Here is a 25,696-nt window from a genome sequence, read left to right as displayed (position 1 = left end):
AGCGAACTCCTCGAGGTAGATCGAGGCGGCCACGCCAATCGGCAGCGACAGGCCCAGCACCACCAGCATCATGAAGAACGAACCAACGACCGAGGCACCGATACCTGCACCGCCCGGATTGTCCACACCCGAGTCAGCGCCAGTGATGAACGGCCAGTTGAACGCTTGTTTGATGATGCCGGCCTCTTCCAGAGCATCAACCAGATCCAGGTCACTTTTCTCCAAAAAGCGGCTGTCTTGCATGGTGTCACGGGACACGCGGCCTTTGAAATACCCATCAACACGGCTGGAGGCCGCCAGATCGAAATTGACCGGCTCACCCAGTTTGTCCGGATTGTCGGCATAGTATGTCCGGATCGTGCCGCCAACCTTACCCAGAAGACGCTCGATGGCGGCTTCGTCAAAATCGACGCTGATCCCACTTTCTGCCAGTTCCTGATTCAACTGAGCGATGAACAGATTGGAATAGGCTTTGGTTTTGAACAACGTCCCTTCGGCCTCGTCCCGCTGCGGCTCGTTCAGAGTGAAGTCTACGCTGACAACAGTACGCTGAAAGGCCGGGATTCCCTGCGACAGAATCGAGGTGAACAGTACAACCAGAAAGAACAGACCGGTTGCGATTGCGGCGATGCCATACGCGCGGAAACGTTTCTCGGCTTTGGCACGTTTCTTCGTGTGCTCGTCAGCAGCCGTGAGCGAGACCCCATGGCGACCGGTTTCGGGGCTTTGCATGCTTGCGTCGGTCATTCGTACTGCTCCCGGTACTTGCGCACGATATACAGGGCAAACACGTTAAGCCCCAATGTGAGAATGAAAAGTGTCATGCCAAGTGCGAAGGCAACCAGAGCCTCGGGCGAGGCAAAGTCGGCGTCACCAGTTAACTGACTGACGATCTTGGCGGTTACGGTTGTCATGGCTTCGAACGGGTTCAGGCTCAGGCGGGCTGCGGCCCCTGCCCCAAGAACCACGATCATTGTCTCACCAATGGCGCGCGATGCAGCCAGAAGGATCGCACCCACGATACCGGGTAGTGCGGCGGGCAGAACAACCTGACGGATGGTTTCAGATTGCGTTGCGCCAAGGCCGTAAGACCCGTCGCGCATCGCCTGCGGGACCGCGTTGATAATGTCGTCAGACAGTGAGGACACGAACGGGATCAACATGATCCCCATCACCAGACCCGCCGTCATCACGGCAGTACCCGCTTTCATCCACCCCAGGCCACTGTCACCGAAAATGTCCAACAGCAGCGGGCCAACGGTCAACAGCGCGAAGAGACCGTAAACAATGGTCGGAATCCCGGCCAAGACCTCTAGCAAAGGTTTGGCAACGGACCGCAAGCGGGGTGAGGCGTATTCACTGAGATAGATCGCGGCAAACAATCCGATCGGCACTGCAACCAGCAGCGCAACTATCGAAATGTAAAGCGTACCCCACAGCAGCGGGATGATCCCAAGTTCGGACAAACCTCCGCGGCCCGAGAAGCTGGGCGCCCAGGTCATGCCAAAGAAGAATTCTGATGCCGGGTATAGCTTGAAGAATTCCCAGGTGTTGAAAATTAGGGACAGGACAATGCCGACCGTTGTCAGAATGGCAATGGATGCAGCGGCCAGAAGAAGGACACCGACCCCTTTTTCGACAACGTTGCGGGCGCGGTAATCGGCGTTGGTTTGCAACCAGCCTATCACGGCCCCGATCAATGCGACCACCAGAACGGCAACGGACATCATGGTATAGCCGGTTGAGCTCATGGCACGATAACTCTGAGCCGCGCGCAGAACCGGCTGAGTGATGTCTGACGTCACCACCTGCCCCGCATCCTTCAGGCGCTGGGTCACGTCGACGACGTCTACTTGCGCATCACTGGCGGCACTCTCGGTCAGATTTCCCTGAGCGACCGCGTTGTCCAGGCCGAAGGCGGTGCGGCGCACCTCGGCCATAACCAGACTGCGGGAAGAGCCTTCCTTGATGGCCGATTCCGGGATCATGCCCGAGACTTGCGAGTTGACAAAGAACGGCTGCGCCAAAAGCCAGACAATCAAGAGACCAACGGCAGGGACAAGTGTCTTCAGTGTAACGTTTGCACCATAAAATGATGGCAACGAATGCAGGTTCCGACTGTCACCGCCGGCGCTTTGCAGGGCGCGCGCCCGTCCAAGAACATAGCCGACAGCTGCGATCGCAGACACGATCAGAATGAGCCAAAGTATCGGCATGACACCCCCGTTTGCTCTCGATTGCGAATAGAATAAAAGACGATGAAGGGGCGACTGAACCGTCACCCCTGATGCATTCCAACAGCGTCAGGCTTAGCTGCCCGAACCCATGGTGACTTCGTTGGCAATGGCGTCCTGAGTTTTTGCCAGCTCGGGATCTGCAACCAGACCATAGTTTGCCAAAGGACCTGAACCGCCAGCGATTTCGTCAGCAGTGAAGAACTGAGCATATTCTTTCAGGCCTGGGATCACGCCGATATGGGCTTTCTTCACGTAGAAGAACAGCGGGCGCGAAACAGGGTACTCACCGGTCGAGATGGTTTCGGTCGACGGTGCGACACCCGACATGGTGCCCACTTTCAGCTTGTCTGTGTTGTTCTCATAAAACGCCAGACCGAAAATACCGATGCCGTTCGGGTTGGTGTCGATACGTGCCAGAGTCTCGGTATAGTCACCATCGATGTCGACCGACTTACCGTCGGTGCGAACGGCCAGACATGCATCTTCTGCATCATCTTCGCTCATACCGCCCGAAATCATGGCTTCCATTGTGCCGGTTGCTTCGCAACCGATCAGCAGGACCTTTTCTTCGAACACTTCACGGGTGCCGTGCTTGGTGCCCGGAATGAAACCAGCGATTTCTACGTCAGGCAGATCCGCGTTGAATTCAGACCAGTTGTTGTAGGGGTTATCAACAACTTCGCCGTCTTTCAGAACCTTCGCACCCAGAGCGTTGAATATGTCAGAAGGTTCAAACGCGGTGAAGGCGGGACCTGTCTGTTGGCTTGCAAAAACGATGCCGTCATAGCCGATGCGGACTTCCATGATGTCAGTCACGCCATTTTCGGCACAGGCTTTGATCTCTTTTTCGCGGATCGCGCGCGATGCGTTCGCAACGTCAATGGTGTTTTCGCCAACACCTTCGCAGAAACGCTTCAGACCAGCCGACGAGCCACCCGATTCAACAACCGGGGTCGGGAAATCCGTGTTTTCACCGAACAGTTCCGCGACGATCGAGGCATAAGGCAGAACGGTCGACGAACCGGCAACCTGAACGTTGTCACGAGCTGCAGCAGTGGTTGCCGAGACGGCAGCGATTGCCAGCGCAGATGCCGACAGTTTTACAAAGGACATTTCAGTCTCCCTGAAAAAGGTATGCTTGATCACCCCCATGATGATCCTGTGGGCACCCCTATGGGGCGTGCGTAAGCCTTTTGTGACAAGTGTGTAACGCTTTTATGACAACCTGGGTTTTTTCGCTCTTTACCCGCCGTAAAGATTCCAAGCTTTGTGAACTGGGACTTTGAAAAAATCAGGCCGACAAGGTGTCACCTTGGTAAAATCACGGTAAAAACCGAGCCTTTACCCAATTCGCTCTCAACCCTTAACCGTCCTCGATGCCGGTTGACGATATGTTTGACAATGGCAAGCCCAAGCCCGGTTCCGCCCAATTGCCGGGATCTGTGGCTGTCCGCGCGATAGAATCGCTCGGTCAGACGTGGCAGGTGAATCGGATCTATGCCGGGTCCCTTGTCGATGACCTGAACTCGCACAGACGGACCCCTCAGCGCTGCGTCTCGTTCCAAAGACAAAACGCAAACCGAAACGATCCCGCCACTGCCGCCATATTTTATTCCGTTCTCGATCAAGTTGGTGAACACCTGACGCAGCTGATCGCTGTCGCCGGTCACCGACACTGGCCCGTCCTGAGCCTCGAGCGAAAGGGCCACACCTGCGTCCTCGGCCAGTGGGCGCACCGAGTTCAGAATGGATTGTAGCAGGCCAGTAAGCTCCAGCTGTTCACTGGGTCGAACACGTTCTTCGCTTTCGACCCGGTTGAGGGACAGCAGATCGCCGACCAGTCGGTTCATCCGATTGGCTTCATCTGTCATGATCTGAAGAAACCTGTCGCGCGCGCCCGGGTCGTCGCGCGCCGATCCACGTAGGGTTTCGATAAAGCCCATCAACGCGGTCAGCGGAGTGCGCAACTCATGACTGACATTCGCCACGAAATCCCTCCGCATCTGACTGGCATGTTCCAGATGGGTGATGTCCTGAAATGTGACCAGAACAGCCCCGCCAGACACGGCGCCAACTCCGTTCATGTACCGGCAATCCACCTCGAACGTTGTGTCCTGTGCACCGTCATTGGACAGGTGACGCGTCTTTTTTGCGCCTTTGGACTGTAAACTTTGCTCAATGGCTTCCAGCACCTGAGGTTGCCGCAGGATGGTGGCGAAATGGCGTCCGACGATATTCTGGCCAAGCAGAGTCTTTGCTTCGGTATTGGCGGTAATGATCCGTTCCGTCTGATCCACCATCAGTGCGGGCATCGGAATCGCGTGGACAAATTCGTCTATTAGGTCTGTGGACATGCTTTGTTTCTCAAGTGGTCCAGACGCCTTAGGAGACGGATTTTAAAGTTTTGCGAAAATTGCGCATGTTTTCCTGATAGTGAAGCGCGCTGAAGGTGATGCGTTGCGCCGCGGTCTCATCCAACTGGCGTACAACCTTACCCGGCGCGCCCATGACAAGCGAATTGTCAGGAATCTCCTTACCTTCAGTGATCAGGGCACCGGCCCCAATCAAGCAATTCCTCCCGATCTTTGCGCCGTTCAAAACAATCGCACCCATGCCGATCAGAGAGTTGTCGCCAATAGTGCAACCATGCAGCATCACTTTGTGCCCGATTGTGCAATTTGCGCCTATGGTCAAAGGAAAGCCCGCGTCGATATGCATGACGCAGTTTTCCTGAACGTTGCTACCTGCGCCCACGCGGATTTCTTCGTGGTCGGCGCGGATCGTGCTGCCAAACCAAACCGAGGCCCCCTGCTCCAGCACCACCTTGCCGATCAGGTTGGCGTCGGGCGCGACCCATGTGTCCTCGTGAATGACCGGTGTGTGATCCCCCAAGGCATAAATGGTCATGACAGGCCCTCGAACTCATTTTGCAGTTTACGTACATGCTGTTGTAGCTTTGGCTGCTGGATACGGCGCATTCGTTCGGCGCTGACGATGGTCTTCAGCTTTTCTTCTGTCGCCTCAAGATCGTCGTTGACCAGGACATAGTCGTAATAACCCCAATGGCTGATCTCATCCCAGCTTTTGAGCATCCGCTTGCCGATGACGTCATCGCTGTCCTGCCCGCGGGTTTCCAGACGGCGGCGCAGTTCCGAGATGGACGGTGGCAGAATAAAGATCGACAAGGCGTGTTTGCCTAGGTCCGAGTTTCTGATCTGCACCTCACCTTGCCAGTCTACATCGAACAGAACATCCTTTCCGGTGTTGATCGAATTGCGCACGGGTTCAGCGGGTGAGCCGTAAAAATTTCCGAAAACATGGGCGTGCTCCAGCATCTGCCCTTCGGCCACGTGTTGCTTGAATTCGTCTTCTGACAGGAAGAAATACTCGCGCCCATGTTCTTCACCCGGGCGCGGTGCACGGGTCGTGGCCGAAACCGAGAATTTCAGATCCGTATCCCAGGCCATCAGCCGTTTGGCCAACGTGGATTTGCCCGCCCCGGACGGAGAAGACAGGATGATTAAAAGGCCGCGGCGATCCGCCATGTCAGGTATTCCCATTCTATTCTACGTTCTGCACTTGCTCGCGCATTTGATCGATCACCGCCTTCAGCTCTAGCCCAACCGCTGTCAGATCCGAGCTTTGGGCTTTGGAACACAGCGTATTGGCCTCGCGGTTGAACTCCTGCATCAGGAAATCCAGCTTGCGGCCCACGGCACCGTTTTGCTCCAATAAGTCACGTGCGGCTGTGACATGCGCCGTCAATCTGTCGATCTCTTCCGTGATATCGGCCTTGACCGCGATCAGGGCAAGTTCCTGCGCGACACGCTCGGGGTCTGCGCCCTGAGAATTGTCCAGTACCCGCGCCAGATTTTCCCGCAGGACCTGTGCGATCTTATCCCTGCGTTGTTCTGCCAGTTCAGCCGCCTTCGCGGTCAGCGTGGCGACCTGATCCAGTTGAGTTTTCAGAACTGCTGCCAGGGCGTCACCCTCAGTTCGACGCATGTCGAGAAACGCGTCCACAAGGACGTCGAATTCAGCGGTAAGATGTGCAACCAGTGGACCCGGGTCATCTGAGTCCGAACCAGTATCTAGCATTCCCTTCAGCGCCAATAGATCCGACGCCCGAGATGGCGCCAGAGTTAGGCCACGCGCTGACGCCATCTGCTCTGTTTGCTCAACAGCGGTCAGTGCGGCGTTCATGGCGGCCTCATTCAAGGCCAGTTCCGTGGCCGAGTCCTCGCGACTTAAACGCATCGAAAGCGTAACGTTTCCACGGTTGAGAGATTTGGACAGCTTTGCCCTCAGTGCGGCCTCAAGCCCGGTCAGCCAATCCGGCACGCGCAGGCGCATATCAAGCCCCTTGCCATTGACACTGCGCAGTTCCCACGTCCAGCTATGTGGGCCGTGCTGCCCCTTTGCCGAAGCAAACCCGGTCATGGATCTGATCATACCTGCCCTTTCTTCTGGTCCTGCCGCATCACACTCATGCCGCACCTAATGCCATTGACCGGTGCAGAGCAAGTATTTGCTGAAACCGCAATTGTTTGGTGCGAGTTAACCATTCGTTAAAGAATTGCTCCAAAATTGAATTAACCCGAGTCAAACTGCCCAAAGCAATGGTTTGCAGGCTGCGGATGCTCCCAATGTGTAGCATTTTATGAAAATGGCGGCCTTTTGGCGTAAGGGTAAAGAAGATGAAAACCTTTTTCGGGATTGGTTCCGGGTCAGAATTTGGAAAGATCGTCGCAATGGATCGCTTTGACAGTGGGCGCAGCCTTTCGCCGATCCGCCAGGCCGAGGCGTATTGGACCGCATTGCTGAGCGGTGACGGCGTTCCCACGCGGTCTCAGATTGATCCGCGTGGTTTGGAAAACATCCTGCAATATACATTTATACTGGAGCGCATTGCCCCCGGGTTGGCCCGGTTTCGCCTGGCTGGCAGCCATTTGAACGCGCTTGCCGGGATGGAGGTGCGGGGGATGCCTTTGACCGCGTTCTTTCAGCCCGATGACCGTGCAGGCGTCAAGGATGTTCTCGAGCAGGTGTTCGCCGCCCCGGCCGTTGCAGAGCTGGGGGTGATCTCGGGTGGAGTACTGGGCCGTACACGAATGCAGGCCAGGATGATCTTGTTGCCACTGAAAAGTGATCTGGGCGATGTCACCCGCGTTCTGGGTGTCATGGTCGCTGACGGAGCAATCGGAAAAACGCCGCGCCGGTTTTCGATCTCGGATACACGGATCAAACCGGTGGCTGACATTCAGGTCCAACCCCCTGCGGCACCGCAACCGGCCCATGGGTTTGCGGAAAAAGAGGGCGAATTCAAACACCCTGCCAAGCATCTGCGATTGGTCGTGTCACGCGACGACTAACGGTTCCTGAAACCAAAAACAGCGGACCAATGGCCCGCTGTTTGACTCAGTTCATCGGCGCTTAGCTTACGGCGCGTTTGCTGCCATTGCGGCGCAGATTTGTCAGTTCCTCTGCGACCAGGAAGGCCAGTTCCAGCGACTGAGACGCGTTCAGGCGCGGGTCGCAGGCGGTGTGGTAGCGATCAGACAGGTCCTCTTCGGTCACGGCGCGTACGCCGCCGGTGCATTCCGTCACGTCCAGACCAGTCATCTCGAAATGCACACCGCCGGGGATGGTGCCCTCAGCCTGATGCACACCGAAGAAGTCACGCACCTCGCGCAGGACCGAATCGAACGGACGAGTCTTGTAACCAGTCGCCGATTTGATTGTATTGCCGTGCATCGGGTCGCAGACCCAGGTGACATTGGCGCCTTCTTCCTTCACGGCTTTGACCAGGCGCGGCAGGTGCTCTCCCGCTTTGCCGGCACCAAAGCGCGCGATCAGGGTCAGGCGACCCTCTTCGTTCTCGGGGTTCAGTTTGGACATCAGAACCTTGAGGTCTTCCGCAGTCGTTGTCGGACCACATTTCAGACCAATCGGGTTCAGAACACCGCGGCAGAATTCCACATGTGCACCGTCGGGCTGACGTGTACGGTCACCGATCCAGATCATGTGGCCAGACCCTGCCAACCAGTTGCCCGAAGTTGAATCCAGACGGGTCAGCGCCTCTTCATACTCCAGCAGCAGCCCTTCATGGCTGGTGTAGAATTCAACGGTCGAGAATTCATGCGTGGTATCCGCCGTGATTCCCGCCGCTTCCATGAAGTCGATGGTGTCCTGGATACGATCTGCAATTTCAGAGTATTTCTGTACATCCTGTTCATCGGTGAACCCGAGCGTCCAGGAATGCACCATGCTCATATCCGCGAAACCGCCGGTTGAGAATGCGCGCAGCAGGTTCAAGGTCGCTGCGGCTTGCGTGTAGGCTTGCAGCATCTTCTGAGGATTCGGAATCCGCGCTTCGGGCGTGAAGGCCAGTTCGTTGATGATGTCACCGCGGTAGCTGGGCAGTTCCACACCATCCACCACCTCGGTCGGTGCGCTGCGTGGCTTGGCGAACTGACCTGCCATGCGGCCAACTTTCACCACCGGCACTTTGGCGCCGTAGGTCAGAACCATCGCCATTTGCAGCATCACCTTAAAGGTGTCACGGATCGCATCCGCGCTGAATTGTTCAAAGCTTTCAGCACAATCCCCGCCCTGTAGCAGGAAGGCTTCGCCGCGACCGGCGGCACCCAAATGTTGCTTGAGACGCCGCGCCTCACCGGCGAAGACCAGCGGGGGATACTGTGAAAGCCGGGCCTCGACCTTGGCCAGAGCGGCCGCGTCGGTATAATCTGGCATCTGAACCCGTGCCTTATTGCGCCAGTTCGATTTTTGCCATTCGGTCATAGCTTTGATCTCCGCTGAAGTATTCAGGTGGCTTCTATACAAAATGCTTCGCAGAGTGGCCATATCCCATTTGCGCCTCTTGACGGCGCAAACAAGCTTTGATCATGGTGATTGGCAAATCTGTCGCTGGACCCGCATGAGCTCGGCGCCGAAGTAAGGACAACCCGCCATGCAAGTTCAACGCCAGGCAGTCACCGTGGAAGGCGCTGACGCCACTCCACGCCATTATGTTTTTATTCTCCTGGAGAGATTCTCATTGCTGTCCTTCGCTTCGGCGCTGGACAGTTTGCGGATTGCCAACCGCATGGCAGACCAAGAGCTGTATTCCTGGACGCTTTCAGGCGAAGGCGGCAATACGGTGACATGCTCGGCCGGGACCGAGTTCAAGCTCGACAAAGATCTGGAAGAATTGCAACGGGATGATGTCGTCCTGATTTGCGGCGGCGTGGACGTTCAATCAGCGACCACCAAACGCGTCCTGAACTGGGTTCGGCGCGAGGCCCGGCGCGGGCTTCGAATCGGTGGTTTGTGCACTGCAGCCTATACGCTGGCAAAGGCCGGGTTGCTTGACAACAAGAAGGCTACGATTCACTGGGAAAACTCCGACAGTTTTATCGAGGAATTCGATGAGGTCGAACTGACGAAATCGGTCTTTCAGATTGACGGCAACCGTATGACCACGGCGGGTGGTACGTCTTCGATCGACTTGATGCTGAAACTGATCGCGGATGACTATGGCGAAGATCTTGCCAACGCTGTTGCAGATCAGATGATTTATTCGTCGATACGTACTGATCAGGACACCCAACGTTTGTCGACACCCACGCGGATTGGTGTGCGACACCCAAAACTGAGCCAGGTCATCCTGATGATGGAAAAGAACATCGAAGAACCGATCTCACCTTCGATTCTGGCCAAGGATGTCGGCATGTCGACGCGCCAGTTGGAGCGTCTTTTCCGTAGGTATCTCAGCCGTTCGCCGAAACGCTACTACATGGAGTTGCGACTGCACAAAGCGCGGAACCTCTTGATGCAGACGGATATGAGTGTGATCAACGTTGCGCTTGCCTGTGGCTTTGCCAGCCCTTCGCATTTCTCAAAATGCTACCGGGCGCATTACAACACCACGCCCTACCGTGAACGTGGTGCACAAAGCGGACGTTTGTCGGTCTAACGCTGCGGGGTCATTCGATACACCGCGCCCTGCCCGACTGAAATGAACCAGATCGATCCATCCGGACTCTCTACGATGTCGCGTACGCGTTCGGTTTCCCGCCCTTTGATCTGTTCAACCTCACGAAGCGGATTGCCTGCAAGTCGGGCGATGTAGTCGAACTTCAGGGAACCGACGAAGATATCACCTGTCCATTGCGGCCAGAGTTTGCCGGAATACACCAGCAAACCCGAAGGCGCGATGGATGGGTCCCAATACAACTTGGGCTGTTCCATCCCGGCTTTGGAGGTACCCTCCCCGATTTTTTGGCCGGAATAATGTGTGCCATATGAAATGACCGGCCATCCGTAATTCCGGCCTGCGCGAGGTTGATTAACCTCGTCACCGCCCCGCGCCCCATGTTCCGACACCCATAACCGCCCCCGCGTGTCCAGCGCAGCCCCTTGAGGGTTGCGGTGGCCGAAGGACCAGATTTCGGGTTTGACGTTCGATTGCCCGACAAAAGGATTGTCCGCAGGGATCGATCCATTCCGGTTGATCCGAATAACCGACCCCATCGGGGAAGATTTGTCCTGAGCACTGTCGGGTTGGCCGCGGTCACCGATGGTGACAAACAGCGTCCCATCCTGTGCTTCGACGACGCGGCTGCCAAAATGCCGCCCACCGGATCCGCCGGGTGACGCTTCGTAAATCACCTTCAAATTGGTCAGGCGCTTTCCGTCTTCGGACAATCGTGCCACGGCGACTGCAGTGCCTGCCCCCCGATTCTGCGGTTTCGAGAAAGTCAGGAAGACCTCGCGGCTTTGCTTGAAGTCGCGTGGGATCGTTACATCCAGCAGTCCACCCTGACCCGTGGCCGCAACTTTCGGCACGCCCTGCACTGAACTTGCTGCACCGTCTTTAACGTATAGAAGGTCGCCCTCCCGCTCTGTCACAAGGAACCTCCCATCCGGGAGAATGCCTACGGCCCAAGGCGTATCCAGTCCGCTGACCATTTCGGTCAGTTCAATGCTTCCGGCTGACGTTGGCAAGGTCTGCGCCGCAGTCGAGATAGCACTGAGGACGAAAAACAAAATCGCAGCTGCACGTAACATGTCGGCCCTTTTCGGTGATCGTCACAGAAGAATTCTATCAAAACAGTTAGTTTCGCGACCGGTAAAAACACGTTTCCGTTTGGACTTTTCTTTTTGGACCAGCTTGCCTAGGGTCGAGATCAGAACAAAGACGTTCAATACAGGGAGTAACCGTATGAAAAAGCTGCTTACTGCAACTGCAGCAACCGCACTTCTGGCCGGTGCGGCCATGGCCGAAGACGTGAAACTGGGCATTCTGCTCGGCTTTACCGGCCCGATTGAATCGCTTGCCCCAGCGATGGGATCCGGTGCCGAATTGGCGATTGCCGAAGTTAACGAATCTGGCAAGTTCATGGATGGCGCCAGTGTATCTGGTATGCGGGCCGACACGGGCTGTATCGACAACGGTCTGTCCACGTCGAACGGCGAGCGTATGATTGCGGATGGCATTGCCGGAATCATTGGCGGAGACTGCTCGGGCGTGACTGGCGCGATTCTGCAGAACGTGGCCATTCCAAATGGCATGGTCATGATCTCGCCGTCGGCCACCTCACCAGGCCTGTCGACTATGGAAGACAACGGTCTTTTCTTCCGCACCGCCCCGTCGGATGCGCGTGAAGGTCAGGTGATGGCGGACATCCTCAAGGATCGCGGCATCGAATCGATCGCTTTGACCTACACCAACAATGACTATGGCAAGGGCCTGGCAGACGCGATCCAGTCGTCGTTCGAAGCCGCCGGTGGCGAAGTGACCATCGTGGCCGCACACGAAGACGGTAAAGCCGACTATTCTGCTGAAGTTGGCGCTCTGGCTTCCGCCGGTGGCGACATCCTGGTGGTTGCGGGCTATCTGGACCAAGGTGGGCTTGGCATCATCCAGTCGGCGCTGGACAGCGGTGCATATGACACATTCGGTCTGCCGGGTGGCATGATCGGTGACTCGTTGCCAGCAAATGTTGGTCCCGACCTGAACGGTTCCTTCGGTCAGATCGCGGGTGCGGGTGGCGAAGGCCCCGAGAAGTACTTTGCCCTGGCCGAGGCTGCGGGTTTTGATGGTTCCTCGCCCTATTCACCTGAATCTTACGACGCTGCAGCGCTGTTCATGCTCGCCATGCAGGCTGCGGGCTCGGCGAGCCCTGCCGATTATGCAGGCAAAGTCATGGAAGTGGCCAACGCACCGGGTGAAAAGATCTATCCGGGTGAACTGGCCAAGGGTCTTGAGCTTCTGGCAAGCGGTCAGGACATCGACTATGTCGGTGCGTCCGGTGTCGAGCTGATCGGCCCCGGCGAAAGCGCAGGTTCCTATCGTGAGATCGAAGTGACCGACGGCGAGAACAAGACCGTCAATTTCCGTTGATCCAGCATAAAAAGCCATAAGAACAAGCAGCCCGGGCCTTGTGTCCGGGCTGTTTCAATGACAAAAGGCTGCACCTCGTTTTTGCGAGGAAAAGGCAAGGGGATAACATGATCGTCGTCGAAGACGTGCACAAGCATTTCGGCGGGTTTCACGCGGTGGACGGGGCATCGCTGGAAATCCAGAAAGGGTCGATCACCGGCCTGATCGGGCCGAACGGGGCCGGAAAAACCACTCTGTTCAACGTGATCGCGGGCGTTCTGCCCCCAACCAGCGGCAAGGTCTTCATGGATGGTGAGGATATCACCGGCCTGCCCCCACATGAGTTGTTTCACAAGGGCCTGCTGCGCACTTTCCAGATCGCGCATGAGTTTTCTTCAATGAGCTGCCGCGAGAACCTGATGATGGTGCCCGGTGCACAATCGGGTGAATCGCTGTGGAACACATGGTTCGGGCGCAAGCGCATCGCGAACGAAGAACGCGCGCTGAGGGCCAAGGCCGATGAGGTGCTTGAGTTTCTGACCATCGAACATCTGGCCGACCACAAGGCCGGTCAGGTCTCAGGCGGGCAGAAAAAGCTGCTGGAACTTGGCCGCACCATGATGGTCGACGCCAAGATCGTGTTTCTGGACGAGGTCGGCGCGGGCGTGAACCGCACCCTGCTGAATACCATCGCCGATACCATCCTGCGTCTGAACAAGGAGCGCGGCTACACCTTCGTGGTCATCGAACATGACATGGATTTCATCGGCAAGATCTGTGACCCGGTCATCTGTATGGCCGAAGGCAAGGTCTTGGCCGAAGGCACCCTGGACGAGATCAAGGCGAACGAGCACGTGATCGAGGCCTATCTGGGCACTGGCCTGAAGAACAAAGACAAGCTGGAGGCAGGCGCGTGAGCGACAATCCTTACCAGGACGACAAGGGGAACAAGGACGCCTCGATCACCAACACGCACGGCGTTGGCTCGATGACACCTGCGCATGCGAAAAGCGGTGAATCGCACTACGTCGGTGGCGGTCCCTTCCTAGTCGGGGACACGATGACCGGCGGTTACGGAAAGGGTCCGGACATCCTGCACGACTGCACAATCGGCGTTGATAAGGGTGAGATTGCGGTGATCGTTGGCCCCAACGGAGCGGGCAAATCCACGGCGATGAAGGCGGTGTTCGGAATGCTGGATGTGCGTGCCGGTTCGGTACGGCTGGACGGCGAAGACATCACCAATCTGTCTCCGCAGGACCGTGTGATCAAAGGTATGGGCTTTGTGCCGCAGACCTCGAATATCTTTACTTCGATGACGGTGGAAGAGAACCTGGAAATGGGCGCCTTCATCCGCCGCGACGAAATCAGCCAGACAATGGAGCAGGTCTATGACCTGTTCCCCATCCTGCGCGACAAGCGCAATCAGGCCGCCGGAGAACTGTCGGGCGGACAACGCCAACAGGTCGCTGTGGGCCGCGCGCTGATGACCCAGCCCAAGGTGCTGATGCTGGACGAACCAACCGCCGGTGTTTCGCCGATCGTGATGGATGAACTGTTCGACAGGATTATCGAGGTGTCCCGCACCGGCCTGCCGATCCTGATGGTCGAACAGAACGCCCGCCAGGCACTTGAAATCGCCGACAAAGGTTATGTTCTGGTGCAGGGGCGGAATGCTTATACCGGTACCGGCAAGGAATTGCTGGCCGATCCCGAGGTGCGCAAGAGCTTCTTGGGAGGGTGAGTACAGGGTTTATTACGAAAAGGCTGTATCACTTTCTTGTTTTGGCTTCCTCCGGGTTAGCTTCAGCAAGCGCAGGATATGCCGACGACATTCCTCAGACATATTGCAAAATGAAAATGTGCGCGGTTCAAGCGCACTGCATTTCCAACGACTGTGAGGCAGTCGATTGTCCAAAAGGCAGCTTTAGCATGGAACTGTCGTCCATCGGGGGTCAGCTAAATACATTTGCCGTGTCACCGGACAGGGACTCTAAGTTTCCGTTGGGGGGATTTGTGGTGGACCCAGAACTAACCGCAGAAGACGTTCTTATCGCCAGCCGCATCGAAGAAAACGAGATAGCACATATTCAAGTCAACTTGCACAAAGGTAAACCAACGGTTGTAACAATCACGACGCAAACCAAAGGTTGGATGGTCGACGTTTCAGTATTCCACGGCCACTGCGGAGAAGAGAGCTAATGGACTTCGTCAACACACTTGTGGCGCTCTCCCACATCGTCCTTGTTCCTTCAATCGCCTTTGGCAGAACCTGACCCTTCTTAAGAATGGCGAGCAAGAAGACGTGGCTGACGCACTATGTCAGCACTCCCCGTTGTCCTGGCATTTGGGAAATTCGTCCCCCTCGTCCGGAGTTTTCAGACAAGCATTGAAGGCGGCTACGACTTGCGTTTGACCACGGGCAACCGCCTTTTCCAAATTTATCCGGCTGGATCGCTACAATACCCGGAGTCATTCACTGCGTGTGGGCCTTTGATCGACATGTCATAGTGCAGGTTGTCGAAGTCCACCACAAAGGTCACGACGTCCTGATCCATGATATGCAGGAAGGTCAGTGAGTTCAGGCCGGGAATGATCTGAGCCTCTCCCTTGATGTTGTCGGCCACAATGAACCCTTTGTCGGTCGCACCGGACCGCGCCAGAGTCACCGCGCCCCCGTTGCCGTCCGACATGCAATTTACCACAAAGTCAGCACCATTCAGGGGATCGCTTGTTGCGGAATGCGCCACCACCGGCAAGATCGCTCCCAGGGCAAAAGCTGCGAAAATCTTCATGTCGAACCTCTTTCATTTCATTCTGCGCCCCCACGCCTTGGACAAAATTCGTTACGAATCCGAAGGTTGCAATAGGTTGGACCCGCAACTTCACCTAACCTTGAAATCCGGTGATGGGACGTGTGAACCAAAACCCTTGGTCAAAGTGCCTGACTGTGCCGCGGGGATGGACCGGCGATCCGTAACGAAACGTCACCTATGCGACACGAGTTAAAGGCTGCGAACGGATTTAAAGCGCGTCTTGGTCGTGTTTTCCATGCCAAACACGACGTTAAGCACATAGGAAATATTGTCATTTCACCTGACCGCGTGCCATAAGATCGCACCCGGACAAAGAGATGGATTCATGGACTTACTCAACGCGCTTGTAGCGCTTGCAAATTTTGTGTTGGTGCCTGCTGTGGCCTATGGCAGCCAACTGGCGCTTGGGGCGCTTGGGGTCACGTTGATCTACGGCATCCTCCGGTTCTCGAACTTTGCCCATGGCGACACGATGGCCTTTGGCGCAATGATCGCCGTGCTGGTCACGTGGGGTCTGCAGGCTGCCGGGATTAGTTTTGGCCCTCTGCCAACCGCTCTGCTCGCCCTGCCCTTCGCCATTTTGGGCTGTATTGTTCTGGTGCTGATCACCGACCGGCTGGTCTATCGCTTTTACAGGGAACAAAAGGCCAAACCTGTGATCCTCGTGATCGTTTCGATGGGTGTGATGTTCATCTTGAACGGCCTCGTGCGCTTTATCATCGGGCCGGATGATCAGCGCTTTTCGGACGGCGCGCGGTTCCTGATCAAAGCGCGGGATTTCAAAGAGATGACTGGCCTGCGTGAGGGGTTGGCGATCAAGACCTCTCAGGGCATCACGGTTGTCGTGGCCGTTGTTGCCGTGGTGCTTTTGTTCTGGTTCCTCAACAAAACCCGTACCGGCAAATCGATGCGCGCTTATTCAGATAACGAGGATCTCGCGCTGCTGTCCGGTATCAACCCGGAACGCGTGGTTATGATCACGTGGATCATCGTAGCGGCGCTCGCGACCACGGCGGGTGTGCTTTATGGTCTCGACAAAAGCTTCAAACCCTTTGTCTATTTCCAGTTGCTGCTTCCGATCTTTGCGTCAGCCATCGTTGGAGGGCTGGGAAACCCATTGGGAGCCATCGCAGGTGGGTTCATCATCGCGTTTTCCGAAGTGACGATCACCTATGCCTGGAAGAAGGTACTGACCTATGTCGCGCCGGAAGGTCTGGAGCCGTCGGGATTGGTGCAGTTCCTGTCCACTGATTACAAATTTGCGGTCAGCTTTGTCATTCTGCTGATTGTGCTTCTGTTCAAGCCCACGGGTCTGTTCAAAGGAAAAGTGATATGAGCGAGCCCGTCAAAAACACGCTGCTGTTTGCTGTTGTTGCCGGTCTGATCCTGCTGACTGGATTCACGCAAAGCTGGAACACGGCCATTCTTATCCTGAACATGGGGCTGATCTCGGCCATCATGGCGATTGGGGTCAACCTGCAATGGGGCTTTGCGGGCCTGTTCAATGTGGGTGTCATGGGCTTTGTCGCGCTTGGCGGTCTGGCGGTTGTGCTGGTGTCAACACCACCTACGCCGGGGGCCTGGGTTGCAGGCGGTTACGGGATTGTTTTGTCGCTGCTGCTGGGGGCCGCAACCGTTGTGGCCGCCGTTCTGGTTGCTACGAAGATGCCTAAGGGCCGGATGCAGACCTTGACGATCATCGCCGTTCTGCTCGTTGGGTTCTTTGTCTATCGCGCGGTGTTTGATCCCAATGTTGCAGCGATCGAGGCCATCGATCCAGCAATTGCTGGCAATATCGGCGGTCTGAACCTGCCGGTCCTGCTGGCATGGCCTGCGGGCGGTTTGCTGGCTGCCGGTGCCGCGTGGCTGATTGGGAAAACCGCGCTGGGTCTGCGGTCCGATTATCTGGCCATCGCTACATTGGGTATTGCCGAGATCATCATCGCCGTCATGAAAAACGAAGACTGGCTGGCCCGAGGTGTGAAAAACGTCTACGGCATCCCGCGCCCGTCCCCTGTGGTGGGGTATGAGGTCGATTTGCAGCAAGATCCAGCGTTCCTGGCGCGTGCGGATTGGTTCGGGCTTGACCCGATCACGGCCTCGACCCTATCGGTCAAGCTTGGTTATTCCTTGCTGTTCATGATCGTGCTTCTGGTGCTGCTCTGGATGGCTCAGATGGCACTGAAAAGCCCATGGGGCCGTATGATGCGCGCGATCCGCGACAATGAGGTTGCGGCTGAAGCCATGGGCAAGGACGTCACGCGTCGGCATCTGCAGATTTTTGTTCTGGGATCGGCCGTTTGCGGTATCGCGGGCGCGATGATGACCACGTTGGACGGCCAATTGACACCAAGCGCCTACCAACCGCTGCGTTTCACCTTCCTTGTTTGGGTGATGGTGATCGTTGGTGGATCAGGCAATAATTTTGGGGCTGTGCTGGGCGCATTCTTGATTTGGTTCCTTTGGGTTCAGGTTGAACCGATCGGCTTGTGGCTGATGAGTTTGATTACCTCAGGTATGCCCGATGGCAGCTGGTTGAAGGCGCATCTGATCGACAGTGCTGCCCACATGCGCCTGTTCACCATGGGCCTGATTCTGTTGATTGTTCTCAGATTCAGCCCGAGGGGCCTGATTCCAGAGAAATAGACCACAACGCTACGTAAAAAAGTTCAACCGCGCCTGAAAACGGGCGCGGTTTCTTGATTCTTGAAGGTATTATGACTAAACGGGCGCACCGCAGTGTTTTTCTTTTGCGGTCTGTTGCTGGCACTCACACCCGCTCAAGCCGATCTTAAACGATCATTCTAACGTGTTGATACGAGTAAAAAAATGAAAGCACCACGCTTCGGAACAGTTCTTTTGCTTTTGGTTGTTGTCGCCACAACAGCCGCCTGTATACCCAGACCCGAAGATCTTGAAACAACGCCGGTCAAGGTTCAGACGCCCCAAGGGGTCGTGACCTGCCAGTTGTATCGCCAGGATCGAGTGACTTGGGACCGCGCAATCGATTTTCCGGCCACAAAAATGTCGGTTCCTCAGGCCGACGCTTATTGCCGCCAGGAAGGTCTGCGTCGTTTGAAATAATTGCGTCGGCGCCCGTTTTGGGCGCCGCGCCATTATCTGTTTTTGAATAAACCGCCCAGAATACCGCGCACAAGACGTCGCCCGGTTGTTCCTTTCAATTCCTTGATCACGGCTTCGGTCATCGCCGTTGCAAACGTGTCTTTCCGGCGCTGTACACGAGAAGACGATCGCCCCACCCGGCTGCCTGAGTATCTGCGTGCGGCAGAAAATTCGCGTTCCATCGGCGATTGCGCTTCAAGCACCTCATCAGCTTCTGCCTGTTCTGCAGCTTTGGCGGCCGCATCGGCCCGCGCTTGCAAGATTTCAAAAGCAGATTTTCGGTCTACACCTTTGTCATATTTCGCTGCCATCGGGGACGCGGCAAGGATCGCTTTGCGTTCCGCCGCTGAGACCGGCCCGAGCTGAGACCCCGGCGGGCGGATCAAGGTGCGCTCGACAATGCCCGGAACGCCTTTCTTTTGCAGCATCGAGGTCACGGCCTCTCCGACGCCAACCTCTCGGATCGCGGCTTCGGTGTCGAAAGCCGGGTTCTCTCGGTAAGTTTCGGCTGCCATGCGTAGGTTCTTGCGGTCACGTGCGGTGAAAGCTCGCAAGGCGTGTTGGACCCGATTGCCCAGCTGGCCCAGAATATCTTCGGGGATATCCGCCGGGTTTTGCGTGATGAAATACACCCCAACGCCTTTTGATCGGATCAGACGCGCCACCTGTTCGACCTTGTCCACCAAAACCTTGGGGGCATCGTCAAACAGCAGATGTGCTTCGTCAAAGAAGAACACCAGCTTGGGTTTCTCGGGGTCGCCCACTTCAGGTAGTTCCTCGAACAGCTCGCTCAGCAGCCAAAGAAGGAAGGTGGCATAGAGCCGGGGCGAGGCCATCAATTTGTCCGAGGCCAGGATGTTCACCATCCCCTGCCCGTTTTCATCTGTGCGCATCAGATCGGCCAGATCCAGCGCGGGTTCGCCAAACAGTTTCGTGCCACCCTGGTTTTCCAGCACCAGCAAACGTCTTTGGATTGCGCCAATCGAAGATGTCGACACGTTGCCATAGCGCAGGGACAGCTGCGCGCGGTTCTCTCCGATCCAGACCAGCAGTGCCTGAAGGTCCTTGAGATCCAGCAGCGGCATCCCTTCTTCATCAGCCACACGGAACGCGATGTTCAGAATGCCTTCCTGCGCCTCGCTCAGTTCCATCAGGCGCGACAGCAGCAGGGGCCCCATTTCCGTGATCGTTGTGCGCACCGGATGGCCCTGTTCGCCAAACAGATCCCAGAACGTTACCGGACAAGCGGAATAGCTGAAATCCGAAAAACCGATACGTTCAGCACGGTCCAGAAATGCCTGGTGCAATTTATGTTCTGGGCTTCCAGCCAAAGCCAGACCAGACAGGTCCCCTTTGACATCCGACAGAAACACCGGGACGCCTGCTTGTGAGAATCCTTCAGCAAGTATTTGCAGCGTTACGGTTTTACCCGTTCCAGTGGCACCGGCGATCAATCCGTGGCGGTTTGCGTAGTTCAATGCCAATTCCTGCGGTGCGCCATACCCTTCGCCACCGCCGCCCAAAAAAATAGTCTTGCCCATTAACACTGCCTTATTGTTCACCGATCCGTGACCAGCATACAAAGTTAACCTTTGACTGCGATAGTCAATTTGCTCTGCGGTGGTTTTGATCTCGTGGGGCAGACTTCCTCCCTGTCGACTGGCCGTGCCTTCGGGCACGGCTTTTTTGCTTGCGTCAAGACATGTGCAAGTTCTGACGAGCAGATTAAAAATTCAGGATAGCTGTTGACCCACCTGCGCCGCTCTCGTAGGGTTTGCGCATAAATAAGTCGGCCAGTCCGACGGGGAGAACCTTTTGGGAAAGGGAGCTGATCAAACGGCTCCCTTTTTCTAATGAAAAAGGGTCTTGTCTCACATTCAGGCAAAAATCCGTTCAAGTTCACAGAGGATGCTCTGTTAGTGCCTGACACCGGTACAGAAGAATGCTAAACGAGGCAAAAAGCTCAATCATCACACCGAGGCATTCATGATCAAGAAAATCCTCTCGTTTAACACAGTGGCAGCCCTTTTGCTCTGTGGTACGGCCTATGCTCAAGAGACACCAACAACCGAACCAAAGACTGGGCTTGACCTGGGTCAGGAAGGGCCACGCGTTGGTGAACAGTTTGTTCGCGAAGAATTCGGCGATTGGGATGTGTCCTGCATCAAAGCGCAGGCTGGGGAAGACCCTTGTGCCGTCGTTCAGGTGTTGAATGGCCCCGCAGGCGACCCGATTGCAGAAGTTTCAATCGGAAAATTGCCGGAAGGTGGAGCCGCTGTTGCTTGGGCAAATGTGATCGTTCCATTGGAGACGCTGCTGCAAGCCCAGCTCGCCTTGTCCATCGATGGCGCGCCACGCAAGCTGTACAACTATCATCATTGCCTGCCGGTTGGCTGCGTTGCACAGCTTGGCCTTAGCCAAGGTGACATTGACGCCATGAAAGCAGGCAGCAAGGCGACATTCTCGCTGGTTCCGGCCCGGGTTCCCGATCAGGTACTGGAAATGGACATGTCGCTGTCCGGCTTTACATCCGGCTATGACGCCCTGAACATCAACACGAACTAATCCGCGTTAACGCTTGCGCCGCTGCACAAAGTGCGGCGGCGTTTGTGTCTGTCATATCCGCTTCAATGCCAGAACGGCATTTAGCCCGCCGAACGCAAACGCGTTGCTCAGCGCGACGTTGACTTTCGCTTCTCGCGCTTCATTCGGCACCACGTCCAACGCACATTCAGGGTCTGGTTCTTCGTATCCGATGGTCGGTGCAATGACGCCGTCTCGAAGCGCCATGATACACGCCAGCAGTTCAACGGCCCCTGTGCCACCAATCAAATGCCCATGCATGGATTTGGTGGATGAGATCATCAGATCATCTGCATGGGGACCAAAGACACCTGCAACTGCCGCGCATTCAGTTTTGTCATTCGCCGCCGTGCCCGTGCCATGTGCGTTGATATAGCAGACATCGCTGGCATTCAGTTTGGCATCGGCAAGGGCGCCCGCCATGGCCCGCGCAGCGCCCTGTTTGCTTGGCATCACAATGTCCGCTGCATCAGACGACATGGCAAAGCCGGCAACTTCACACAGTATCTCGGCACCGCGCGCACGCGCGTGTTCATATTCTTCGAATACAAAGATGCCGGCACCTTCCCCCTGAACCATTCCGTTGCGGTTGGCGCTGAAGGGGCGGCAGGCGTCTTTGGACATCACGCGTAAACCTTCCCACGCTTTGATCCCGCCGAAACACAGCATGGATTCCGACCCACCTGTGATCATCGCCGGGGCGGCCCCGCTGCGCACCATCTGAAAGGCTTGCGCCATGGCGTGGTTCGAAGAGGCGCACGCGGTCGAGACCGTAAAGCTGGGGCCTTTGAGGTTGTACTCTATGGACACGTGACTGGCTGCCGCGTTGTTCATCAGCTTTGGAACAACAAACGGGTGAACCCGGTTTTTACCATCCTCATAGACCGAACGGTAATTGTCATCCCAGGTCGAGACGCCCCCACCCGCCGTTCCAAGTACAACGCCGGATCTGGCAGCCAATTCACCGTGGAACTCAATTCCCGACTGCTCAATCGCTTCTTTGGCGGCAGTCAGGGTGAACTGAGTGAACCGGTCGTACAGAGACATCTGCTGGCGGTTAAACCGCCCTTCTGCCTCAAACCCACGAACTTGACCGCCGATCTTGATGGCCAAACGATCTACGTCCCGGAATTCCAGCTCCGAGATGCCGCAGCGACCTTCGCGCATGGCTTCCAAAGTGTCAGGAACCGAGTGGCCCAGCGAATTGATCGTACCTGCGCCGGTAATGACAACACGTTTCATGAGCGCTGATCAGACCTTTTCCGACACAAGCTTTTCGATCCCGGTAATGATCGCAGCCACATTGGAAATGTCGAAATCATTGGCCTCGGGTTCGTTTGCGTTGAACGGAACAGATATGTCGAACTCTTCTTCGATGGCGAAGATGCTCTCAACCAAACCAAGGCTGTCGATGCCCAGATTTTCAAGCGTGCTTTCGGGCGTCACATCCGATGGCTCCAGCACGGCCTGCTCTGCAATGATTGCGATGACGCGGTCGCTGATGCTCATGTCGATCCCCTGGTTTCCAGTTTGAGGATGATTTAATCGCTTAGGGTCTGTTTGAAAACAGCCTTTTTGAGTGCCTCAACGTCGCGTGCCATACGCGGCAGCCGCCGCTGCGCCTTATAGACATCAGTATGGGTCTCCATTTTGATGGCTGGATACCCCATAATAACGCGCCCGGCGGGAACATTTGAAAGAATCTTTGTGCCTCCGCCCGCAATGACACCATCCCCGATGAAAATATTGTCGGACACTCCGGTCTGTCCGCCCAGAACAACGTTGTTGCCAATCTCGACGGACCCCGACACGCCTGTCTGTCCACACAGCAGGCAATCCTGCCCAACGCGGGTGTTGTGCCCGACATGGACAAGGTTATCCAGTTTCGAACCATCACCGATGCAGGTGTTGCGGATCGTGCCGTTATCCACTGTGCAGTTTGACCCAACTTCGACGTCATCACCGATTTCGACCGCGCCCAAGGAATGAATGCGCAGCCAGCTTTGGGCTTTGGCTTCGCCCTGATCGCCCAAGGTTTTTCGGGCATTTTCGGTCCCTGATATTTCGGGCGTCACAAAGCTGAACCCATCACCTCCGATCCGAGCACCGGGTTGGGCGATAAAGCGGTTACCAATCTGGGCCCGTGCACCAATGCTGACCATTTCCCGCAAAAGCGCCTGTTCACCAAGAACCGCGTCCATCCCAATCACACAATGCGCCCCAATGACCGAACCTGCACCAATCCGCGCGCGTGCGCCGATAACGGTCAAAGGCCCAACAGAAACTTCCGCACCAATCTCGGCTGTAGGATCGACCACCGCAGACGGGTGAACGCCAGGTTCAACCCCCTGCCCTCGATCCAGCATTGCGGTGATACCGGCCATCGCCATACGCGGTCGTTTGACGAAAATCGCAGCGCGCAGCCTCAGGGCCTGCCAATCTGCCCCTTCCCACAAAATCGCCGCCCGCGCCTGGCCGTTCGACAGTGCGTCGGCATATTTTGGAGACATGGCCAACGCCAGATCAGTCGGACCCGCATCACCGGGTTCAGCAGCCCGTACAATTGTCAGGCCAGTGTCGCCCTGACATTCAGCACTCAGAGAGTCGGCGATTTGCTGTACGGTGAACTGCATGACGGGTTTCCTTTTGGCAGGATTTGACCAGTGCTTACCCCTGAACGTCCGGCAGTGCCACCCCTGCCTTTTGCAGAGCCTCCCAAATCTTGGCATCGCGATTATAGACATCGCGGCGATACTGCACTTCGCCCTTCGGCCCGATATAGGCCGTCCGATAAATCAAATGTACCGGAACATGTTGTTGCAGTTCGACCTTGGTTTCCTTCCCGCTCTTGAGGACACGGTGAAAGAATGCCTTGGGGTCTTCTTCCTGTTTCGCCAGCAAAGCATAAGCGAACTCGAATGGTTGCGCCAATCGGATACAGCCATGCGAAAACGCCCGCACCTCACGCGCGAACAGGTTTTTCTGAGGCGTATCATGCAGATAGATGTTGTACTTGTTGGGGAACATGAACTTCACCAGTCCCAGTGCATTGCTTTTGCTGGGTGGTTGGCGCATTGCAAACGGGAAATTCCGGGCCGTGAACTGGGTGAAATCCACCGCTCCACGATTGACTTGCCGGCCGCTTCGATCGGTGATTTCAATGTGCCCAACTGCATTTGGATTGGATTGCAGTTTCGGCAGGTATTCCTTGGTAATGATCGAGCGCGGCACATACCAACTTGGGTTGATTACCATATGCTCCATCACATCCGAAAACTCGGGGCTGCGTCGATCACTGGTGTTCTTGCCAATCACCGTGCGGGTTTCAAAAGTGACCCGGCCGTCATCAACGATCTTGGCCGAGAAATCGGCCTGATTCACCAGGATATGACGTGCGCCCCGCTCTCGTGGCAGCCAACGTTCACGCTCGAGCGCTACATAAACGGCCTTCAACCGGTCTGAGGCTGGGCGATTCAGTTCTGTGATCGTGCCCTGACCTGCGACACCATCAGACGCCAGCCCATGCGCGGTTTGAAACGCTTGAACCCCGGCCAGAAGCGCATCGTCAAAAACCGGGCTGGCCGAAGGTTTCATATACCCCATCTCAACCAGTCGGTTACGCAGTTTCACAACATTGGGGCCGGTATCGCCGAATTCCAGCTTGCTTACGGGCACTGTTGCGCCCCATCCACCTTGATCCACCAGCGCTTCAAGTGCCAGTTTCTGCTTCATCAACGCCCGGTATTGAGGGGTTTGCGGTGGCAACTGCTCAATATACTGTGCGCCTTCCGCATTCAAACCTGCCAAGTGCGCTGCGGCGCTGCGGCGTTCAACGGTCCGAACCAGACCCTCGTCCACACGCCCAGGCTGAACTGTACCCGAATATAGCGTGTCGGCATATTCAACGAAAACCCGACTAAGCTCTGCTTCGATTGCGCCAAGGTCGCGCACGGATCGCGCTTGCGCCATCTCTTCCAACACGACTGCCACCGTAGCCTCGGATCGTGGCAAACCATGCAGATGTGCGTTTGACAATGCCGAGATCAGCGCGGCCCGGCGCTGAGTATGTTCCAGCGTATCCCCAACCCAGATCGGCGCGAATCCATTGGCGCGATAGAACGCGGAAATCTCTGAATTTAGCGGTGTATTCTCAGCGATTGCCATCTGAAACGCGGTGTTCGGCGCTGGTTCAGAAGCGGTATTGGCGACACTGGCCGTTGCCGCAAAACATGCGGTGAGAAGGATACTGGTACTGGTTCGAAAAACAGAAAGCATTGGATGGCCTTGAGGATTCAATAACTTGAGGTGGGATATTCGCGTCGAGCCACTATGGATTTGAGGTCCAATGCTTGTCTATTCACAAATACCCTACCATAACGCTTCTGTCCGCGCCTGATGCGCGTTTGCATCGGCAGGGTGATCCAATCCTCACAACTGCATAAAAAATGCGAGACCCTGTGTCATTTGCGCAAAAAACTGCCGAAAATTCCCCCTTGAAAAGGTGAATGTGAAACACTTCTTGGCCGCTGATTCCGATTGTGCCATACATT

General features: G+C 56.1%; 25 protein-coding genes. 10 read left to right on the top strand and 15 right to left on the bottom strand.

Going from position 1 to position 25,696, the window contains the following annotated elements:
• The 7 genes from AC2FJZ_RS18840 to AC2FJZ_RS18810 all read right to left on the bottom strand — a co-directional run.
• The coding region (locus AC2FJZ_RS18840; RefSeq protein WP_496779555.1) for a DUF3333 domain-containing protein at window positions 1-747 on the bottom strand (747 nt) is incomplete at its 3' end.
• On the bottom strand, window positions 744-2,216 hold the full coding sequence (pstC, locus tag AC2FJZ_RS18835; RefSeq protein WP_496779553.1) for a phosphate ABC transporter permease subunit PstC: 1,473 nt from the start codon (window positions 2,214-2,216) through the stop codon (window positions 744-746). The genes AC2FJZ_RS18840 and pstC, both read right to left, overlap by 4 nt.
• A 93-nt stretch (window positions 2,217-2,309) precedes the next feature.
• The gene (locus AC2FJZ_RS18830; protein WP_050602580.1) at window positions 2,310-3,350 is read right to left on the bottom strand and encodes a substrate-binding domain-containing protein; all 1,041 of its coding nucleotides are present in this window, start codon (window positions 3,348-3,350) and stop codon (window positions 2,310-2,312) included.
• 194 nt (window positions 3,351-3,544) lie between these two features.
• Window positions 3,545-4,591: an ATP-binding protein gene (locus AC2FJZ_RS18825; protein WP_496779551.1), complete on the bottom strand. Its 1,047-nt coding sequence runs from the start codon at window positions 4,589-4,591 to the stop codon at window positions 3,545-3,547.
• 28 nt (window positions 4,592-4,619) lie between these two features.
• Window positions 4,620-5,144 carry a gamma carbonic anhydrase family protein gene (locus AC2FJZ_RS18820; RefSeq protein ID WP_496779549.1) on the bottom strand — a complete coding sequence of 175 codons (525 nt, stop codon included), beginning with the start codon at window positions 5,142-5,144 and terminating at the stop codon, window positions 4,620-4,622.
• Entirely contained in the window at window positions 5,141-5,782 is a 642-nt protein-coding gene (gmk, locus tag AC2FJZ_RS18815; RefSeq protein ID WP_050602581.1) for a guanylate kinase, read from the bottom strand. The genes AC2FJZ_RS18820 and gmk overlap by 4 nt, the downstream gene beginning before the upstream one ends.
• A 16-nt stretch (window positions 5,783-5,798) precedes the next feature.
• The gene (locus AC2FJZ_RS18810) at window positions 5,799-6,689 is read right to left on the bottom strand and encodes a YicC/YloC family endoribonuclease (RefSeq protein WP_496779547.1); all 891 of its coding nucleotides are present in this window, start codon (window positions 6,687-6,689) and stop codon (window positions 5,799-5,801) included.
• A 245-nt stretch (window positions 6,690-6,934) separates the two neighbouring features.
• Between AC2FJZ_RS18810 and AC2FJZ_RS18805 the strand changes: the two genes are divergently transcribed.
• The gene (locus AC2FJZ_RS18805) at window positions 6,935-7,609 is read left to right on the top strand and encodes a PAS domain-containing protein (RefSeq protein WP_496779546.1); all 675 of its coding nucleotides are present in this window, start codon (window positions 6,935-6,937) and stop codon (window positions 7,607-7,609) included.
• Window positions 7,610-7,670: 61 nt separating this feature from the next.
• On the opposite strand, the gene AC2FJZ_RS18800 is transcribed toward AC2FJZ_RS18805, so the two are convergent.
• Window positions 7,671-9,041, bottom strand: coding sequence for a class II 3-deoxy-7-phosphoheptulonate synthase (locus AC2FJZ_RS18800; protein ID WP_496779544.1), 1,371 nt, complete (start codon window positions 9,039-9,041; stop codon window positions 7,671-7,673).
• A 169-nt stretch (window positions 9,042-9,210) separates the two neighbouring features.
• Between AC2FJZ_RS18800 and AC2FJZ_RS18795 the strand changes: the two genes are divergently transcribed.
• The gene (locus AC2FJZ_RS18795; RefSeq protein WP_496669926.1) at window positions 9,211-10,215 is read left to right on the top strand and encodes a GlxA family transcriptional regulator; all 1,005 of its coding nucleotides are present in this window, start codon (window positions 9,211-9,213) and stop codon (window positions 10,213-10,215) included.
• Here AC2FJZ_RS18795 and AC2FJZ_RS18790 read toward each other — a convergent pair.
• The gene (locus AC2FJZ_RS18790) at window positions 10,212-11,309 is read right to left on the bottom strand and encodes a PQQ-dependent sugar dehydrogenase (protein WP_496779542.1); all 1,098 of its coding nucleotides are present in this window, start codon (window positions 11,307-11,309) and stop codon (window positions 10,212-10,214) included. The two genes, AC2FJZ_RS18795 and AC2FJZ_RS18790, sit on opposite strands and share 4 nt — an antisense overlap.
• A gap of 154 nt (window positions 11,310-11,463) precedes the next feature.
• On the opposite strand from AC2FJZ_RS18790, the gene AC2FJZ_RS18785 reads away from it, so the two are divergent.
• From AC2FJZ_RS18785 to AC2FJZ_RS18770, 4 genes are all read left to right on the top strand, one after another.
• Window positions 11,464-12,645, top strand: a complete 1,182-nt coding sequence (locus tag AC2FJZ_RS18785; RefSeq protein WP_496779540.1) for an ABC transporter substrate-binding protein — start codon at window positions 11,464-11,466, stop codon at window positions 12,643-12,645.
• 107 nt (window positions 12,646-12,752) lie between these two features.
• Window positions 12,753-13,541 (top strand): ABC transporter ATP-binding protein, encoded by a 789-nt coding sequence (locus AC2FJZ_RS18780; protein WP_050602483.1) that lies wholly within the window; start codon window positions 12,753-12,755, stop codon window positions 13,539-13,541.
• Window positions 13,538-14,368, top strand: coding sequence for an ABC transporter ATP-binding protein (locus tag AC2FJZ_RS18775; RefSeq protein ID WP_496669930.1), 831 nt, complete (start codon window positions 13,538-13,540; stop codon window positions 14,366-14,368). Before AC2FJZ_RS18780 ends, AC2FJZ_RS18775 begins: the two co-directional genes overlap by 4 nt.
• A gap of 188 nt (window positions 14,369-14,556) precedes the next feature.
• Window positions 14,557-14,826 (top strand): hypothetical protein, encoded by a 270-nt coding sequence (locus tag AC2FJZ_RS18770; protein WP_496779538.1) that lies wholly within the window; start codon window positions 14,557-14,559, stop codon window positions 14,824-14,826.
• A gap of 239 nt (window positions 14,827-15,065) precedes the next feature.
• On the opposite strand, the gene AC2FJZ_RS18765 is transcribed toward AC2FJZ_RS18770, so the two are convergent.
• Entirely contained in the window at window positions 15,066-15,419 is a 354-nt protein-coding gene (locus AC2FJZ_RS18765; protein ID WP_496669933.1) for a hypothetical protein, read from the bottom strand.
• A 346-nt stretch (window positions 15,420-15,765) separates the two neighbouring features.
• Here AC2FJZ_RS18765 and AC2FJZ_RS18760 point away from each other — a divergent pair, with 346 nt between their 5' ends.
• From AC2FJZ_RS18760 to AC2FJZ_RS18750, 3 genes are all read left to right on the top strand, one after another.
• The gene (locus tag AC2FJZ_RS18760) at window positions 15,766-16,776 is read left to right on the top strand and encodes a branched-chain amino acid ABC transporter permease (protein WP_050602487.1); all 1,011 of its coding nucleotides are present in this window, start codon (window positions 15,766-15,768) and stop codon (window positions 16,774-16,776) included.
• Window positions 16,773-18,086, top strand: coding sequence for a branched-chain amino acid ABC transporter permease (locus tag AC2FJZ_RS18755; protein ID WP_050602488.1), 1,314 nt, complete (start codon window positions 16,773-16,775; stop codon window positions 18,084-18,086). The genes AC2FJZ_RS18760 and AC2FJZ_RS18755 overlap by 4 nt, the downstream gene beginning before the upstream one ends.
• A gap of 183 nt (window positions 18,087-18,269) precedes the next feature.
• Window positions 18,270-18,524, top strand: coding sequence for a hypothetical protein (locus AC2FJZ_RS18750; RefSeq protein ID WP_050602489.1), 255 nt, complete (start codon window positions 18,270-18,272; stop codon window positions 18,522-18,524).
• Between the two features lie 32 nt (window positions 18,525-18,556).
• Here the strand turns inward: AC2FJZ_RS18750 and AC2FJZ_RS18745 are convergent, their stop codons facing one another.
• Window positions 18,557-20,104, bottom strand: coding sequence for a helicase HerA-like domain-containing protein (locus AC2FJZ_RS18745; RefSeq protein ID WP_496669935.1), 1,548 nt, complete (start codon window positions 20,102-20,104; stop codon window positions 18,557-18,559).
• 445 nt (window positions 20,105-20,549) lie between these two features.
• Between AC2FJZ_RS18745 and AC2FJZ_RS18740 the strand changes: the two genes are divergently transcribed.
• On the top strand, window positions 20,550-21,128 hold the full coding sequence (locus AC2FJZ_RS18740; protein ID WP_496779536.1) for an invasion associated locus B family protein: 579 nt from the start codon (window positions 20,550-20,552) through the stop codon (window positions 21,126-21,128).
• A 51-nt stretch (window positions 21,129-21,179) separates the two neighbouring features.
• On the opposite strand, the gene AC2FJZ_RS18735 is transcribed toward AC2FJZ_RS18740, so the two are convergent.
• From AC2FJZ_RS18735 to AC2FJZ_RS18720, 4 genes are read right to left on the bottom strand one after another with little or no spacing between them, the layout of a single operon-like run.
• The gene (locus AC2FJZ_RS18735; RefSeq protein WP_050602492.1) at window positions 21,180-22,388 is read right to left on the bottom strand and encodes a beta-ketoacyl-[acyl-carrier-protein] synthase family protein; all 1,209 of its coding nucleotides are present in this window, start codon (window positions 22,386-22,388) and stop codon (window positions 21,180-21,182) included.
• A 9-nt stretch (window positions 22,389-22,397) separates the two neighbouring features.
• Window positions 22,398-22,655 carry an acyl carrier protein gene (locus AC2FJZ_RS18730; protein ID WP_050602493.1) on the bottom strand — a complete coding sequence of 86 codons (258 nt, stop codon included), beginning with the start codon at window positions 22,653-22,655 and terminating at the stop codon, window positions 22,398-22,400.
• A 32-nt stretch (window positions 22,656-22,687) separates the two neighbouring features.
• Entirely contained in the window at window positions 22,688-23,779 is a 1,092-nt protein-coding gene (lpxD, locus tag AC2FJZ_RS18725) for a UDP-3-O-(3-hydroxymyristoyl)glucosamine N-acyltransferase (protein ID WP_496669936.1), read from the bottom strand.
• Between the two features lie 34 nt (window positions 23,780-23,813).
• Window positions 23,814-25,421 (bottom strand): L,D-transpeptidase family protein, encoded by a 1,608-nt coding sequence (locus tag AC2FJZ_RS18720; RefSeq protein ID WP_496779534.1) that lies wholly within the window; start codon window positions 25,419-25,421, stop codon window positions 23,814-23,816.
• Between the last annotated feature and the right edge of the window lie 275 nt (window positions 25,422-25,696).

The organism is Ruegeria sp. CDSA079, assembly GCF_059612245.1.
This window is presented reverse-complemented; position numbering and strand designations above follow the sequence as displayed.